The sequence below is a fragment of the Tardiphaga robiniae genome (assembly GCF_013359755.1).
Lineage (GTDB): Bacteria > Pseudomonadota > Alphaproteobacteria > Rhizobiales > Xanthobacteraceae > Tardiphaga > Tardiphaga robiniae.
In genome coordinates this window covers 144,231-158,556 of sequence record NZ_JABMCJ010000076.1, presented here as the reverse complement: position 1 = coordinate 158,556, position 14,326 = coordinate 144,231, and the positions used below count along the sequence as shown (strand labels likewise).

Here is a 14,326-nt window from a genome sequence, read left to right as displayed (position 1 = left end):
ACCTCGACGACTGCGATGCCCATTACTGAGACGCCGACGGCTGCCGCCTCCACCTCTGCCGATGCGATCATCAGCGTGCGCGATCTTACCGTGGCATTCGGCAGCCGTCGGGTGCTCGACGGCCTCAACCTGAACGTGGCGCGCGGCGAAATCCTCGGTTTCGTCGGCGCGTCCGGCGCCGGCAAGTCCGTGCTGATGCGCACGATCATTGGCCTCGTCCCAAAGGTCTCCGGCACGATCGAAGTGTTCGGCACCGATCTCGACAGCGGCGACAAGGAACGCCGCGAAGTCGAGCGGCGTTGGGGTATCCTGTTTCAACACGGGGCGCTGTTCTCGTCGCTCAACGTGCGACAGAACATCCAGTTTCCGGTGCGCGAATATCTCAAGGTCTCGGAACGTCTGCTCGACGAGATCACCATGGCCAAGCTTACCATGGTTGGTCTCAAGCCGGAGGTCGCCGATCGCTATCCGTCGGAACTCTCGGGCGGCATGATCAAGCGCGTGGCGCTGGCGCGGGCGCTCGCGCTCGATCCGGAGATCGTGTTCCTGGACGAGCCAACATCGGGTCTCGATCCGATCGGCGCTGGCGATTTCGACGAATTGGTGCGCACGCTGCAGCGAACTTTGGGGCTGACCGTTTTCATGGTAACTCATGATCTCGACAGCCTGCATACAGCCTGCGACCGGATCGCCGTTCTCGGTAATGGCAAGATCATCGCGCAGGGAACGATGGCCGACATGCTGGCCTCGCAGCATCCCTGGCTTCGGGAATATTTCCACGGCAAGCGCGCACGCGCTGTTATCGGCTAGTTGTACTGGAGTTGGTTTGATGGAAACGCGGGCGAACTTCGTCCTGATCGGAATTTTCACGCTGGCGGTGATCGCCGCAGCGTTCGGCTTCGTGTTGTGGTTCCAGAATCTGCATTCGACCACGCAGCGCACGCCGCTGCGCATCATTTTCGAAGGCGCGGCGTCGGGCCTGCGCAACGGCGGCAATGTCAACTTCAATGGTATCAGGGTCGGCGAGGTCGTCTCTGTGAAGCTCGACAATCCCAAGCGCGTCGTTGCGCTGGCGATGGTCGAGAACATCGCGCCCATTCGCAAGGACACGCAGGTCGGTCTGGAATTTCAGGGGCTCACGGGTGTAGCGGCGATCGCGCTGAAGGGCGGCGATGAAGCTGCGCCCGCGGTCCCGCTGGACACCGACGGCGTGCCGGTCCTGACGGCCGATCCGGAGCTGTTGCGGGATATCTCTGAATCGATCCGGGCAACGCTGAACAACGTCAATCGTCTGGTCGCCGACAATCAGGATACTCTCAAGGGCGCCATGAAGAATGTCGAAACCTTCACGGCGACGCTGGCGAAAAATTCGGAAGTAATCGACGGCATCATGCTGAAGATCGACAGCGTGATGGGCAAAGCCGATGGTGTCATGGGCAAGGCCGACAGCGTTGTTGCGCGAACCGACAATATCCTGCTCGGCCTTGATGCGCTCGCGGGGGGCAAGGACGGCGGTGAGCTGACTGCGGCCGTGAAGTCGTTCCATGAGCTGACCGAGAACCTCGACAAGCGTTCCGGCGCATTGATGCTCGATGGCCGCCGTACCCTCGCCGATATCAGCCGTGCGGTGAACAATCTTGACCGCAACCCGACGCGCCTGTTGTTTGGCGCCAGCAGCGGCACACCCGCGGCTGCACCTGCTCCGGCCGCGCCGCCGGCATCTGTCGCTCCGCCGCGTCGTCGTCAGCAGGCTCAATAGACACCAGTCTGAATATACAGGGAGAGCGCTGATGGAGACCCAAGATAGCTTCACCATCAGCAATGGCCGCGTCACGGCGACGATCAAGGCCGCTGGTGCCGAACTCTGCTCATTGAAGGATGCGCATGGGCATGAGGTGCTCTGGCAGGCCGGCGAGGAATGGCCTCGCCACGCGCCGCTGCTGTTTCCGATTGTCGGCAAGCTAAAGGACGATGTGCTGCGCCATCGCGGCCAGGTCTATGCAATGACCCAACACGGCTTTGCGCGCGACCAGCGCTTCAGCTGGACCGGGCAGGGACCTGCATCCTGCGCGCTGTCGCTGGCGGACAATGACGCCAGCCGGGCGAAATATCCGTTCTCGTTTCGGCTTGACGTCACCTATGTGATCGAGGGCGATGAACTGGTGATCGGTTATGCCGTGACCAACACTGGCGACGAGATGCTGCCGGCCTCGATCGGTGCGCATCCCGCGTTTCACTGGCCGCTGACGGATGGCGCCGACAAGCGCGCGCATACGATCATCTTCTCTGATGCTGAGCCGGCGCCGATCAGACGGCTTGAGGGTGGACTGTTGCTGAGGGAGCCAGAACTATCGCCGGTGCAGGGCGGCGCACTGGCGCTGTCGGAATCGCTGTTCCTCAAGGATGCGATGATCTTCGATCATCTCGCCAGCAGGTCGCTGAGTTATAGCGCGCCTGGCGGACCGACGATCACCTTCGCCTGGGAAGGCTTTCGCGAACTTGGCATCTGGTCGAAACCATCCGGGGCTGCATTCCTCTGCATCGAGCCGTGGTACGGCTATGCCAGCCCGGTGGATTTTGACGGCGAGTTCGCCGACAAGCCGGGCGTAATGCATATCGCGGTGGGCGAGACGCGCAGCTTCACCCAACGCATAGGGTTCGCATAAGGTAACTGTCGCGGCCCGTGATCCAGCAGACCGCTGCATCGAGGAGGTCCGTCATGTCGAGAACTGCGTCCTGTTCGTGCGGTCAGCTGTCCATCGTGCTCGAAGGCGAGCCGAGGGGCGTCGGTATATGCCACTGTTTCGCCTGCCAGCGCCGGACCGGCAGCGTCTTTGCCGCGCTCGCGGGCTTCGGGCCAAGTTACAATGTGAGCGGCATCGCGACCGAGTATGTCCGCACGGGGGATCAGGGCGCGCGCTTCCGATTCCGGTTCTGTCCCGTCTGTGGCACCAATCTCTTCCACACCGAAGAAGGATATGAAGCGCGTTCCGTAGCTGTGGCGGTCGGCTGCTTTGCTGATCCGGATTTTCCGCCTCCGGAGATCTCCGTCTATCATTGTCGGCGGCATGCCTGGGTGTCCTTGCCGTTCGGCGTCAACATTCACGACAAGGATCCCGCGTGATGACGGCACCGGCCTGGCCCCGCGTCTAGCGCTCCGGCACAACAGCAGGCTCAACAAAAAAGCGGAGGCATCGCTGCCTCCGCTTTTCGCGTTCGTATTTAATCTTGCTTAGCCCAGCCGACCCGCTGCATGCGCGAGCAGGGTGTAGACCAGACCGGTTTCCGAGGTCAGATGGCTGCGCAGCGCTGCCGGGCCGCGTTCATCGCGGGCGACTTCGTCGAGCAGGCGTTCGAACTCGGTGATGTAGCGATCCACCGTACCCTTGAAGTTGCGGTCCGACCGATACTTGCGGGCGACTTCATCGAAAGCCTTCTGGCCGGCGGGCGTATAGAGCCGCTTGCTGAAGGCCTTGCTCTCGCCGCGCTGATAGCGATCCCACATTTCAGCGGCGAGCGTCCGATCCATCAAGCGGCCGATGTCGAGCGACAGCGACTCCAGCGGATTGGCCGAGGCTGCAGGCTGCTGCGGAGCCGGTGCGCGGCGCGGCGGCGTGCGATCTTCCTCGACGTGATCGGCGCGGCCGAGCAGATCCGACAGCCAGCCGTCACGGCCCTGGTCGGAGTTGGCCGGAGCGACCGACGGCGCTTCGGTGCGACGCGGCGCAGGACCACCGATATCGGGCATCGGCAAGTTCGTTGCGCTACGGGCAGGCGGCTCCTCGCGGCGCGGGGCCGGACGCGGAGCCTCGTGGCGCGCTTCACTACGGCTGCTGGCGATCGCCATCGCCGGCTCCTCGTCACGCTGCACGCTGGTGGTGCGGCTGGTCGAGACCACGTCGAGGCCGCGGCCGTGGCGGGCGACGATGCGGTTGAGCTCGGCGAGCGCCTCGATCTGGTCGACGATCACCTTGCGCATCTGCGCAGTGCTCTCGGCGGCTTCCTGCGGCATGTCGAGAACGCCACGGCGCAGTTCGGTGCGGGTGCTCTCGAGCTCGTTGTGCATTTCGGCAGCCATCTGCTTCATGCTGGCGACCATCGACGAGAACTTGTCGGCCGACTGCTTGAACATGGCATCGGCTTCCTGCGTGCCCTGCTGGTAGATTTCGCTCATGGCTTGCGTTGTCGCGCGGCGTTCTTCTTCCGCGGCGGTGCGGACGGCTTCGAACTGCCGGCTGATCGCTGCCGAGCCCTGACCGGCGGTCTCTGCGACGACGCGGGCGATGTCGCGGGCACGTTCTTCAGCGGCTGCCAGCGATTCATCAAGAAGGCCGGTGAAGCGGGTGAGGCGCTGATCGAGATCGGTGGTGCGCAGATCGATGGTGGTGACCAGCGATTCCAGCGCCGCCTTGCGTTCGCCGACCGACGACATCGTGGTGCGGTTGCTCTGTTCGACCAGAGCCGCGGCATCCACGAGGGCATGGCCATGGGTTTCGAACTGGCCCGAGAGTGAGCCGAGATCTTCCAGGGCCTTCGAGGTCTTGGAGGTGAACACGGTGAGCTGTTCTTCCAACGTCTGGGTAGCCAAGCCGTTGCGCGACGTCACATCGTTCATGGTGGACACGAAGTCCGCCACGCGGGTGACCAGAGCGCGCTCCAGCGAGTTGAGATTGTCGTGCGCGCCGGTGAGGACTTCCTGCAGCAGGATGTTGCCTTCACGCAGGCGTTCGAACAGCGCCACGGTATCGGTGCGCAGGATCTTGCTGGTTTCCTGCATCTCCGTGACCGCAGTGATCGAGACCTGACGCGACTGCTCGATGGCGGTGCGCGAGCTCTGCTCGAGATCCTTCAGCGACTTGTTGACCGCACCGGTGGCGAGTTCGCCAGCCGTGGTGATGGCGCGAGCCACGTCTGTGCTGTTGGTGACCATGGTCTGCGAGAAGGTCTGGCCGCGGCTCTCGATCGCCTTGAGCGCGTCGGCGGTGACGCGATCGATATCGACCGTGAGCTGATTGGCCTTGGCGCCCAGCGCATCGACCAGCGAACCGCGCTTGGCGTCGACCATCTGCGACAGACGGTCGGTCTGCTGCTGCACATAGGTGACGATTTCGTCGGTCTTGCCGGTCATCGTGGTGCCGAAGCTGCCCGAAGCGGCGAATACCGACCGCTCGATCTCCGACGAGGTGGTCTTGATCTTGGTGGTGATCTCGTTCGAGGCGGCGACCAACGAGTTGTGCGCATTCTGCGCACTGGTCTGGATGTTGTCGGTCGTGTTGGCGGTGACGTTCGAGAGCGAACGCTCGATGTCGGCGGAAATCACCTTGATCTGGTTCGCGGCATCCGCCGAGGAGGTTGCCAGCGAGGTCTGCACTTCGCGAGCGCTCGAGAGAATCGCAGCCGCCGTGTCGGCGCCGACCGCGGTGAGTGTGCGCTGCACGTCGATCGAGAGCGACTTCACATGGCTTGATGCCTCGGAAGACGCCGTGACCAGCGTGCTCTGGGCTTCGCGGGCGCCGGCAACGATCGATTCCGCGGTCGCGGTGCCGGCTGTCGTGAGGCTGCGTTCCATATCGGCCGCGAGGTTGCGGACATGGTTCGACGCTTCGGTCGAGGCGTCGATCAGCGAGGACTGGACGTTGCGCGTGCTGGCCAGGATCGAGTCCGCGCTGGCGGTGCCGGCGGCGATCAGCGTGCGCTCCACGTCGGCCGCAAGGGTGCGGACCTGCTGCGAGGCGTCGGTCGATGCGGCGACCAGTGTGCTCTGCGCGGCGCGGGCGCCAGACAGGACCGAGTCGGCCGTCGCCGTGCCGGCGGCAGTGAGCGTGCGTTCGATATCGGCCGAGAGCGACTGGATCTGGCTGGCAACTTCCGAAGAGGTGGCGACCAGGGTCGACTGGGCGTCGCGGGCACCCGACAGCATCGAGGCTGCGGTGGCGGAGCCGGCCGCGGTGAGGGTGCGCTCGACATCGGCCGACAGTGACTTCACCTGCAGCGAGGCTTCCGAAGACGCATTGACCAGCGTGGCCTGCGCATCGCGGGCGCTGTTGACGATGGCCGTGGCGGCAGTGGTGCCGACGGCGGTCAGCGAGCTCTCGATATCGGACGCCGTCAGCTTCAGCTGCGCGCCGACATCGGTCGAGACCGACACGAGGGATTCCTGCGCGGCGCGGGCGCCAGCCTGAATGGTCTCGCTGGTATTGACCATGAGATGCGTGAGCGAACGCTCGGCGTCCTCGACATTGGTCTTGATGCCGATCGAGAGTTCTTCGGCGCGGGCCATGAGCGAGTCGCTGGCCGTGCGGCCGGAGGTTTCGATACGACCGGCAACGGCCTCGATGCGCGAGCCGAGCAGTTCCTCGAACTGTTCGACGCGGGTTTCGATCCCGCCGGCGACGATGCCGATACGACCTTCCATGCCTTCGTGGATCGTCTGGAAGCGTGCAGTGATGGTATCCGCGAACTGTGTGCTGCGGCTGTCGATAGCATCGGTAACGTTGTTGATGCGGCTGTCGATGGCCGTGATCGCCTGCGTCGTGCCTTCGGTGAGCGAGCTCGTGAAGTAGGAAAGGCGGTCGTCGATCGAGTGGATCGCCTGCACGGCGCCTTCCGTGAGCGCGGTCGTCAGGTGGGTCAGGCGGCCGTCGACCGAGCTGACTGCGAGATTCGCGCCTTCGGTCAGGGCGGTGGTCAGATGCGTCAGGCGCGCGTCGACCGACTGGACGGCCTGATTGGCACCTTCCGAGAGCGTCGATGCGAGGTTTTCAAGACGCGTATCGATGGTCGCGGTGACCGACTGAGCGCGCGCGTCAAACGTTTCTTCAAGGCTCTTGAGACGTCCATCGACGGTCTCGTCGAACGACTTGATCCTGCTATCGAGCGACGCATCGAGATTGACGACGCGGCCTTCGAATTTGGTCTCGAATTCTGCGAGGCGGGTGTCGAGCGACGACGTGATGCCGCCAACATTGGACGCAACGCGGGTGTCGAAATTATCGACATAGGTCTTCAACGTTTCCGAGATGTCCTGCGTACGCTGACCCAGGCGATCGACGACTTCGCCGCCGAAGGTCTTCACGGTGCGGTCGAATTCCGAGATGTGCTTGGTGATCAGTGCGCCCAGCGTACCGCTGTCGCGCGAGAAACGCTCGGCCAGCTCAGAGCCCTGTTCCTTCACTAGTTCGTCGAAGGCGTTCATCTGCAGGCTGAGGGTGTCGTGCGCGGTTTCGGTCTGGCTCGCGACCTTGGCCACCAGCGCGTTGACGGTGGCGTCGAGGGACTCGCCCGCCTTGTCGCCTGACGTGAGGATCTGGTTGGCCAGGCGGTTGCCGGCATCGTCGATCTTGCTGACGAGGTCGCCGCTACGCAGCTCGAGTTCGAGCAGCAGGCTATCGCTGGAATTCTTCAGCGAGTCGTGGACCTGCTCGGTGCGGTCCGACACGCGATCGACAATCGTGGACGAACGCTGTTCGAACTCGCTGGTGATGCGGTCAATACGCTCGTTGAGCATTTCGTGGACGCGGTCGGCGAGATCGACGAACTCGTCGTGTACGTGGCCGGTCTTGAAGTTGAGGCTCGTCGTCAGACGCTCGCTGGCGTCGAGCACCGCGCGGGTCGTCTCGGCGCTGGCCTCTTCGAGGCGGTCGAGCAGGTCGCCACCACGCTCGCCGAGCGCGAGGATCATGTTGTCGCCGGCATTGCCGAGCGCGCGGGTGATGTGTTCACCGCGCTCTTCGAGGGCGCCGGTGATGCTCTTGGCGACTTCGTCGACGCGCGATGCGATGGCGTCCGAAATCAGCGCGATGTCGTGGCGAAGATCGATCTGCACGCCCGAAATGGCGGAGCGAACCTGCTCGGCCTGACCCACCAGGTTGTCGCGCTGATGCGCGATGTCCTGCAGCAGCGCGCGGATACGGACTTCGTTGTCAGAGTAAGCGCGCTCGAGTGCGGAAACTTCGTTGGCGACGAGGGTTTCGAGTTCGCCGGCACGCGCAATCGCACGCTCGACGCCGTCGCCCATCGCGGCGACTTCGCGGCGGATCGCCTGGCCGACCGTGACCATCGAGTCGCTGGCCGTGCTTTCGGGCTCGGAGAAGCGGATCGCGACCTGTGCCATCGACTGGGCGATCAGGCGCATTTCCTGGCCGCGCCAGGCGAGGCTGGCGAGGAAGTAAAACAGCAGGATCGGGGCGAACAGCAGCGCAGCAAGGCCAGCCAGCGCCAGCGTGCCGCCGGAACCCTGACCGATCAGGGCCTGCAGCGACGGCAGGAACGCAACGGTCAACAGGCCTGCGCCGACGATCCACAAGCCGGCGAACAGGGTGGCGAGCGTATAGACGTTGCGGGCGGGGCGATTCTTCTGCAGCGCCTGCAGGATCTGGCCGATAGTTTCGCGGTCATCGTTCGCGGGACGGCGCGCAAAGCGCTGATCGTCCTGCGCTTCGAAGCTCGGGCGATCATTGGCGATGCGTGCGTCGAAGGCGTTGTCGTCGAGGTCAACGGCGGGCGATGAATTGATGGGAGCGTTGTCGGCACGGATCGCGGGTTGATCGCGATCGACATGCGCGGGGTCACTGATGTTGAGAGCTTCCTGGATGGCAGAGAGCGCGACTTCGGTCGGATCCTTGGCCTTTTTGGTGTTGTTTGCCATGCTCGTTCCACGCCCCCTGATTACGCAACTGACACAGAAGTCCCCATGATTCGTTCCCGCCTGCAGCATGGCGACTGGCCATGTGCACCCCGCGGGACGAATTTCGGACTGCCGGTCGCTCGGCTTGTCCGCTACTTCCGCAAACATCCTATTGGCTTGGTCGTGCGAATGAAATGGTTCTGGTTAAGACATTCTTAATGATAGTTAACGGCTTCCCGCGGTAACTTCTTGTGGCGCCTCAAATAAACGGAATGGCCCCTCAATCGTGGCGAGTTTGCGTCAAAACTGCGTCAACCCAGCGGATTGTACCTAGAACGTTCCGTTAACCAATTCCGTGTTTGGCTGCAAAAAATCGCAGCCGGATCGTTCGGTTGGCGGGAACTTGGGCCATCATCAATGCCGCTTCACCTCGAACGGATTCAATGGATGCCGTCACCGCCGCTGGTTCCCGATGACGGACCGATCGATTTCCCCCACCTTCAACGTATGACTATGGGCGATAGCAGCCTGGAACGTGAAGTTCTGGCGATGTTCGCGGCCCAGTCGAGCGAGTTGATCGAGAAGATCGTCAAAATGCCGGCGGATGCGGCTGAACTCACGCACAAGCTGAAGGGCTCCGCGCAGGCGGTCGGCGCGTTCCGCATCACGGAAGCCGCTGAATGGCTGGAAACTACGCTGCGCGACAGCAGCGATACCGCTGAGGCCCTGATGACGCTCACCGACGCCGTTCTCGAGGCGCGGGCGGAGATCGACGTCCTTCTGAAACGGTCCTGATCCCCAAGGGATCGTTTTTGATTCCCCAAAGGGGTCCTGCTTGGCACGGCTTTTCTAGATGACGGTTTTGCTGCGGAGCGCTGGCGCGATCCGGATCGACCCGTTATAGGACAGCCGGTATCTTCCTTTCGGCAGCGCGAGCATCATGGCCAAGATAAACTTTGTCGATCACTCCGGTGAGACCCGCAGCATTGACGCCGAGATCGGCTCCACGGTGATGGAGGCGGCCATTCGCAATGCCATCCCGGGTATCGAAGCCGAATGTGGCGGCGCCTGCGCCTGTGCCACCTGCCACGTCTATGTCGACGAAGCCTGGCAGGAACGCGTCGGTGCGCCGACGCCGATGGAAGAGGACATGCTGGACTTCGGTTACGACATCAAGCCGAACTCCCGGCTGTCGTGCCAGATCAAGATCACCGATGCGCTCGATGGACTTGTCGTGATCACGCCGGAACGCCAGGCCTGAGCTTTCCAAGCCTTGTTATCTACTGCGCGTTCAAGCCGCGCAGCATCCATGGCTGAAACCGGTCGACGACGTCGGGCGGGATCGGCGTTGGTTGACGGCTGGTGAGGCCAACCATCACGGTCGTTGCGATCGCCGAGGCCATGCACTTGCCTTCCGAAAACACGACCTGCGAATAGGTCACCGAGGTCCGGCCGATCTTGGTGACGCCGAGCCCGAGTTCGATCTTGCCGGGCCAGTGCAATTCGGCGCGAAAGTGAATATCGAGCCGCGCCAGCACCCAGCTTTGGCCAGGCGCGATCAGCCCGCACGCCGGGTCCCGCATCAGCAACACGCGGCTGGTCTCGAAATAGCTCGAATACACCGCGTTGTTGACGTGATTGTTCGGATCGAGATCCGCAAAGCGCACATTGTCCGACAGGCGATAGGGATAGTCGTCGAGGACAGGCGCCGGAGCGCGGGCAGGGGCGTTCACGAAATTGATCTCCAGCAATGCTTGGCAGGTTTGCGCCTGTTACAGCGCAGTTGCACAGCCCAGGCAAGGGCGGGGCACATGCTGATTTCAGGCCGAGCCGCTGTGGCTTTCCCCGTGTGGCGCCGCTAGGCTGGACGCAACAGCCGGATGGCGCCGGGCTCTGCGATCTCGCAGGGCTGGTTCAACCGAGACAAAACACTATGGGCGAAACGATCAAGACGGACGTGCTGATCATCGGCGCCGGCCCCTGCGGACTGTTCGCCGTTTTTGAACTTGGTCTGCTCGATATGAAGGTCCACCTCGTCGATATCTTGGACAAGATCGGTGGCCAATGCGCCGAGCTCTATCCTGAAAAACCGATCTACGACATTCCTGCGATTCCGCTGGTCACCGGTCAGGGGCTGACCGAAGCACTGCTGGAGCAGATCAAGCCGTTCCATCCGACCTTTCATCTGAATGAAATGATCGAGACCATCGAGAAGATCGGCGATCCCTTGTTTCGTGTCACGACGGATGCCGGCCAGGTGTTCGAAACCAAGGTGGTGGTGATCTCCGCCGGCGGCGGCTCGTTCCAGCCGAAGCGTCCGCCGGTGCCGGGCATCGAGGCCTATGAAGGCACGTCGGTGTTCTACGCGGTGCGCAAGATGGAGCAATTCCGCGACAAGGATCTGCTGATCGTCGGCGGCGGCGATAGTGCGCTGGACTGGACGCTCAACCTGCATCCGGTCGCGCGGCGCGTCACGCTCTTGCATCGGCGCGATGATTTTCGTGCTGCGCCTCACAGTGTCGAGCAGATGCGCAAGCTCGTGGCAGCCGGTCAGATGGACCTGCAGATCGGTCAGGTCACAGCGCTCGAAGGCGAGGGAGGCCATCTCACTGGGGCTGTCATCAAGGGCAATGACAACGAAAGTGTCCGGATCGACTGCAATACGATCCTGCCGTTCTTCGGCCTGACCATGAAGCTCGGTCCGGTCGCCAATTGGGGCGTCACGCTGGAGAACAACCTGATCCCGGTGGAAACGGCGTCGTTCGAGACCAATGTCCCCGGCGTCTTCGCCATCGGAGATATCAATACATATCCCGGCAAGCTGAAACTCATCCTGTCCGGCTTCCACGAGGGCGCGCTGATGGCACAGAAGGCGTATCACTACGTCTATCCGGACAAGCGGCTGGTGTTTCAATACACGACGTCCTCCTCCAGCCTGCAGAAGAAGCTCGGCGTTAACTAACTTCGGCTAGTTGTTGGAATCATCTTGTATGACGGAGATGCAAAGGCGGTTCGGATCGCCGGTAACCGCGTCGGGTTCGGTGGGGCAGCTTGTGGCAAAGCTGTGGCCGCTGACACAATCGGACATCCGGCGCGCGATCGGCAATCTTGCAAAAGCCATCAACCGCAGTCACTCTCTCGTCGCGGAAGATTGATAGTCTATGCAATCGGATCGAGTGCGGATACTCGGCGGATGCCTGGACGACGAACTGCACTGGGGAAGGCGATGGCACAACTTCGATCCCGACGTCTGGCGCTCACAGTCGCCTCAGGTCTGGCCGCATGCGCGATGTTCGCCGGCCCTCTCCACGCCGCTGAGCCGACTGCTGCCGGGCTTTGGCAGAAGGTCGAGAATAACAAGCCTGTCGTCTGGGTTCTGGTGGTTGACCATGGCGGCGGCGTATTCGAAGGCGCGATCGCCAAGACGTTTCCGAGCCCCGATGACAAGCCGGGCGACGACTTCTGCGGCAAGTGCGTCGATGACCGGAAGGGCCAGCCAGTGCTGGGCATCTCCTTCATCCGCAACATGCAGCAGCAGGGACTGAAATACGAGAACGGCAACATTCTCGATCCGCGCGATGGCAAGGTCTACAAGGCCAAGATGAGCGTCAGCGCCGATGGTCGGGCGCTCACCGTGCGTGGCTATTGGGGCATTGCGCTGCTCGGCAAGGACGAGACCTGGTACCGTCTGCCCGACACCGAAATGGCCTCGCTCGATCCAACCGTGATCGCGAAATATGTGCCGACCCTCGCGGCAGCAGCTGTGAAGCCGCCAACCGTCGGTAATGCCGCCGCGAAGGCCCCCGTCGCGCCGATGAAGAAGGCCAGCAACGTGACCCCGGGTAGCAACGTCGCGCGCTGATCGCCGCCAACTTGCTTGTGGCTCCCCCACAAGCGAAGACTGTCCAACACCCCACATTCTGGAAGCCGACGCCATGGCGCGTCGGCCATTTCGTTGCCAATTCAATCGTGGCGCGCCAGCTTCCAACGTTGCTTGTCGGCTCTCTCCGGACGTCATTTATTTGAATACCGGATCATAGAAATATGATTCCACGTCTGTTCTTCGCGGCCCGTCGATCGATATCGTGCATCGATCCAATGACAATGGCTGCTGAAGGAGCCCATCACGATGATCGTTGCGCATTACGAGCATCGCTTGCCCGCCGACTATGATCTCGGCCTGATCCGCTCACGCGCACAGGAGCGTGGGCCGCTCTGGGATGCAAAGCCGGAGCTTTATTTCAAGGGATTCCTCTTGCGAGAGCGCGGGCGCTTCGGTGCAACGACGTCTAGCTATTCCTCGCTTTATCTGTGGCGGCACGACGAGGCGTTTCGCGATTTTCTCGTGAACGGCGGTTACAAGATCGTCGTCGATATGTTCGGTCGGGCGCGGATCGAAACACGCGTTGCCCTCGATGCCCGGAAGGGGCGTGGCCGGAAAGCTCGCTTCGCCTATCGGCAAGACATCGCCATTCCGCCCGATGCCGATCTTGAAACAACGATAAGAGGGGAGATCGAGCGCAACGCCGATCTCTCTGCGCGCGCCGGAATCGTTGCGGCTCTTATCGGATTGGATGCTGAAAAGTGGATATTCACCCGCGTTCTGCTGTCAGAGAATGAACAGACCGATGCTGGCGCTTGCTACCAGATCCTGCATCTGGCGCAGCCGCTGCTGGATCGCCTTCCATACGCTACCTAGCTCGTATGCGCGCGGTGTTCGCGGAACGCAGCCGCGAGGGTTCGCAGCGCTTGGCGAGACTGCATATCCGACAGTGTCGAGAGAAGTACAATTTCCGACGACGCCAGCGGTGGCAGGCCAAACTTCTGGCTGACTTCGATGGTGCCGGCCGGTGCAAGCCGGCAGGAGAAGACCGCGGTGGCAAGGCCCGCCGAGACAGCGTCCGACACGACTGAAGAGCCGCCACCGAGAAACACCTCCGTCCATGCGATGCCAGCCGCGTCCAGCGCATGAATGGCAACGTCGTGCACGCCACATACTGGCGTCAGCGCCGCCAGTCGCAATGCCTCGCCCGGCCGGTGCACGAAACCTGGTGCTGCGAACCAGCCGAAATGTTCCGGCGCAAGCACTTCGCCATCGCGGCGATCATCCTCACGCCGGACGATGGCCGCATCGATTTCGCCGCGGTCGAATGCGTCCAGCAAATTGCGTGAATTATCGAGGCGAACCTCGATCGTGAGCGTCGGGTCATGCGCATTCAGGCGAGCCAGCAGCGTCGGAACCTCTGGCCCGGCCACATGGGCCGCAATGCCGAGTGCGAAACGGCGACGTGTCGCAGACAAAGCTGCGACAGCGCGATCATGCGCGGCCAGGAAGTCGCGGGCTGAATCGACGAATAGCGCGCCTTGCGCCGAGAGGCGCACCATTCGCGGAGTTCGTTCGATCAATTTATGGCCGAGGCGGTCTTCCAGCCGCTTCAGCTTCACGCTGATCGCGCCCTGGGTCGTGCCGAGCGCTTCCGCCGCACGCGTGAAGCTCTGAAGATTGGCGATGGTCACGAATGCCTGCACGGCATCCACGTCCAGGGCGCTCATTTGAATTATCCAGATTTGTTGTCTCTGAAATATTCAATCATCCAATTCTGAAATGGTCAACCTCTGCCTATGTTGCGTTCATCACAACGCAGACCGGGTGGACCTCGTCCTCTGTCGTCGGGCTTCACTGTGGCGCGTTATTATCCC

13 protein-coding genes are annotated in these 14,326 nt (G+C 62.4%); 10 read left to right on the top strand and 3 right to left on the bottom strand.

Going from position 1 to position 14,326, the window contains the following annotated elements; genetic code table 11:
* Positions 1 to 15 precede the first annotated feature (15 nt).
* The 4 genes from HP556_RS08230 to HP556_RS08215 are packed head-to-tail and all read left to right on the top strand — an operon-like array spanning position 16 to position 3,124.
* Entirely contained in the window at positions 16 to 810 is a 795-nt protein-coding gene (locus HP556_RS08230) for an ABC transporter ATP-binding protein (protein ID WP_175366653.1), read from the top strand.
* Between the two features lie 19 nt (positions 811 to 829).
* Positions 830 to 1,759, top strand: a complete 930-nt coding sequence (locus HP556_RS08225) for an MlaD family protein (RefSeq protein WP_120291412.1) — start codon at positions 830 to 832, stop codon at positions 1,757 to 1,759.
* 31 nt (positions 1,760 to 1,790) lie between these two features.
* The gene (locus HP556_RS08220; protein WP_175366577.1) at positions 1,791 to 2,666 is read left to right on the top strand and encodes an aldose 1-epimerase family protein; all 876 of its coding nucleotides are present in this window, start codon (positions 1,791 to 1,793) and stop codon (positions 2,664 to 2,666) included.
* Between the two features lie 53 nt (positions 2,667 to 2,719).
* A complete protein-coding gene (locus HP556_RS08215) occupies positions 2,720 to 3,124 on the top strand; it encodes a GFA family protein (protein ID WP_093756638.1) in 405 nt (134 codons plus the stop codon).
* A 108-nt stretch (positions 3,125 to 3,232) separates the two neighbouring features.
* Here the strand turns inward: HP556_RS08215 and HP556_RS08210 are convergent, their stop codons facing one another.
* Entirely contained in the window at positions 3,233 to 8,647 is a 5,415-nt protein-coding gene (locus HP556_RS08210) for an apolipoprotein A-IV repeat region-like domain-containing protein (protein WP_175366576.1), read from the bottom strand.
* A 426-nt stretch (positions 8,648 to 9,073) separates the two neighbouring features.
* Here HP556_RS08210 and HP556_RS08205 point away from each other — a divergent pair, with 426 nt between their 5' ends.
* Both HP556_RS08205 and HP556_RS08200 read left to right on the top strand, forming a co-directional pair.
* Positions 9,074 to 9,421, top strand: coding sequence for an Hpt domain-containing protein (locus HP556_RS08205; protein WP_414716862.1), 348 nt, complete (start codon positions 9,074 to 9,076; stop codon positions 9,419 to 9,421).
* A 145-nt stretch (positions 9,422 to 9,566) separates the two neighbouring features.
* Entirely contained in the window at positions 9,567 to 9,887 is a 321-nt protein-coding gene (locus tag HP556_RS08200) for a 2Fe-2S iron-sulfur cluster-binding protein (protein WP_089265206.1), read from the top strand.
* Between the two features lie 19 nt (positions 9,888 to 9,906).
* On the opposite strand, the gene HP556_RS08195 is transcribed toward HP556_RS08200, so the two are convergent.
* The gene (locus HP556_RS08195; protein WP_092147107.1) at positions 9,907 to 10,359 is read right to left on the bottom strand and encodes an acyl-CoA thioesterase; all 453 of its coding nucleotides are present in this window, start codon (positions 10,357 to 10,359) and stop codon (positions 9,907 to 9,909) included.
* Between the two features lie 200 nt (positions 10,360 to 10,559).
* Here HP556_RS08195 and HP556_RS08190 point away from each other — a divergent pair, with 200 nt between their 5' ends.
* From HP556_RS08190 to HP556_RS08175, 4 genes are all read left to right on the top strand, one after another.
* A complete protein-coding gene (locus HP556_RS08190) occupies positions 10,560 to 11,588 on the top strand; it encodes an NAD(P)/FAD-dependent oxidoreductase (RefSeq protein ID WP_175366575.1) in 1,029 nt (342 codons plus the stop codon).
* A gap of 28 nt (positions 11,589 to 11,616) precedes the next feature.
* On the top strand, positions 11,617 to 11,781 hold the full coding sequence (locus tag HP556_RS08185) for a hypothetical protein (RefSeq protein ID WP_175366574.1): 165 nt from the start codon (positions 11,617 to 11,619) through the stop codon (positions 11,779 to 11,781).
* 71 nt (positions 11,782 to 11,852) lie between these two features.
* Complete coding sequence (locus tag HP556_RS08180) at positions 11,853 to 12,488, top strand: DUF2147 domain-containing protein (protein ID WP_120291400.1); 636 nt, start codon at positions 11,853 to 11,855, stop codon at positions 12,486 to 12,488.
* Positions 12,489 to 12,755: 267 nt separating this feature from the next.
* The gene (locus tag HP556_RS08175; RefSeq protein ID WP_175366573.1) at positions 12,756 to 13,325 is read left to right on the top strand and encodes a DUF4865 family protein; all 570 of its coding nucleotides are present in this window, start codon (positions 12,756 to 12,758) and stop codon (positions 13,323 to 13,325) included.
* On the opposite strand, the gene HP556_RS08170 is transcribed toward HP556_RS08175, so the two are convergent.
* Positions 13,322 to 14,179 (bottom strand): LysR family transcriptional regulator, encoded by an 858-nt coding sequence (locus tag HP556_RS08170; protein WP_068735591.1) that lies wholly within the window; start codon positions 14,177 to 14,179, stop codon positions 13,322 to 13,324. The genes HP556_RS08175 and HP556_RS08170 overlap by 4 nt on opposite strands.
* Positions 14,180 to 14,326 lie beyond the last annotated feature (147 nt).

What these genes read in the sequence shown, in the direction of transcription:
- HP556_RS08230 (WP_175366653.1), top strand. Translation starts at nt 16, where the DNA reads ATGCCCATTACTGAGACGCCGACGGCTGCCGCCTCCACCTCTGCCGAT.
- HP556_RS08225 (WP_120291412.1), top strand. Translation starts at nt 830, where the DNA reads ATGGAAACGCGGGCGAACTTCGTCCTGATCGGAATTTTCACGCTGGCG.
- HP556_RS08220 (WP_175366577.1), top strand. Translation starts at nt 1,791, where the DNA reads ATGGAGACCCAAGATAGCTTCACCATCAGCAATGGCCGCGTCACGGCG.
- HP556_RS08215 (WP_093756638.1), top strand. Translation starts at nt 2,720, where the DNA reads ATGTCGAGAACTGCGTCCTGTTCGTGCGGTCAGCTGTCCATCGTGCTC.
- HP556_RS08210 (WP_175366576.1), bottom strand. Translation starts at nt 8,647, where the DNA reads ATGGCAAACAACACCAAAAAGGCCAAGGATCCGACCGAAGTCGCGCTC.
- HP556_RS08205 (WP_414716862.1), top strand. Translation starts at nt 9,074, where the DNA reads ATGCCGTCACCGCCGCTGGTTCCCGATGACGGACCGATCGATTTCCCC.
- HP556_RS08200 (WP_089265206.1), top strand. Translation starts at nt 9,567, where the DNA reads ATGGCCAAGATAAACTTTGTCGATCACTCCGGTGAGACCCGCAGCATT.
- HP556_RS08190 (WP_175366575.1), top strand. Translation starts at nt 10,560, where the DNA reads ATGGGCGAAACGATCAAGACGGACGTGCTGATCATCGGCGCCGGCCCC.
- HP556_RS08185 (WP_175366574.1), top strand. Translation starts at nt 11,617, where the DNA reads ATGACGGAGATGCAAAGGCGGTTCGGATCGCCGGTAACCGCGTCGGGT.
- HP556_RS08180 (WP_120291400.1), top strand. Translation starts at nt 11,853, where the DNA reads ATGGCACAACTTCGATCCCGACGTCTGGCGCTCACAGTCGCCTCAGGT.
- HP556_RS08175 (WP_175366573.1), top strand. Translation starts at nt 12,756, where the DNA reads ATGATCGTTGCGCATTACGAGCATCGCTTGCCCGCCGACTATGATCTC.
- HP556_RS08170 (WP_068735591.1), bottom strand. Translation starts at nt 14,179, where the DNA reads ATGAGCGCCCTGGACGTGGATGCCGTGCAGGCATTCGTGACCATCGCC.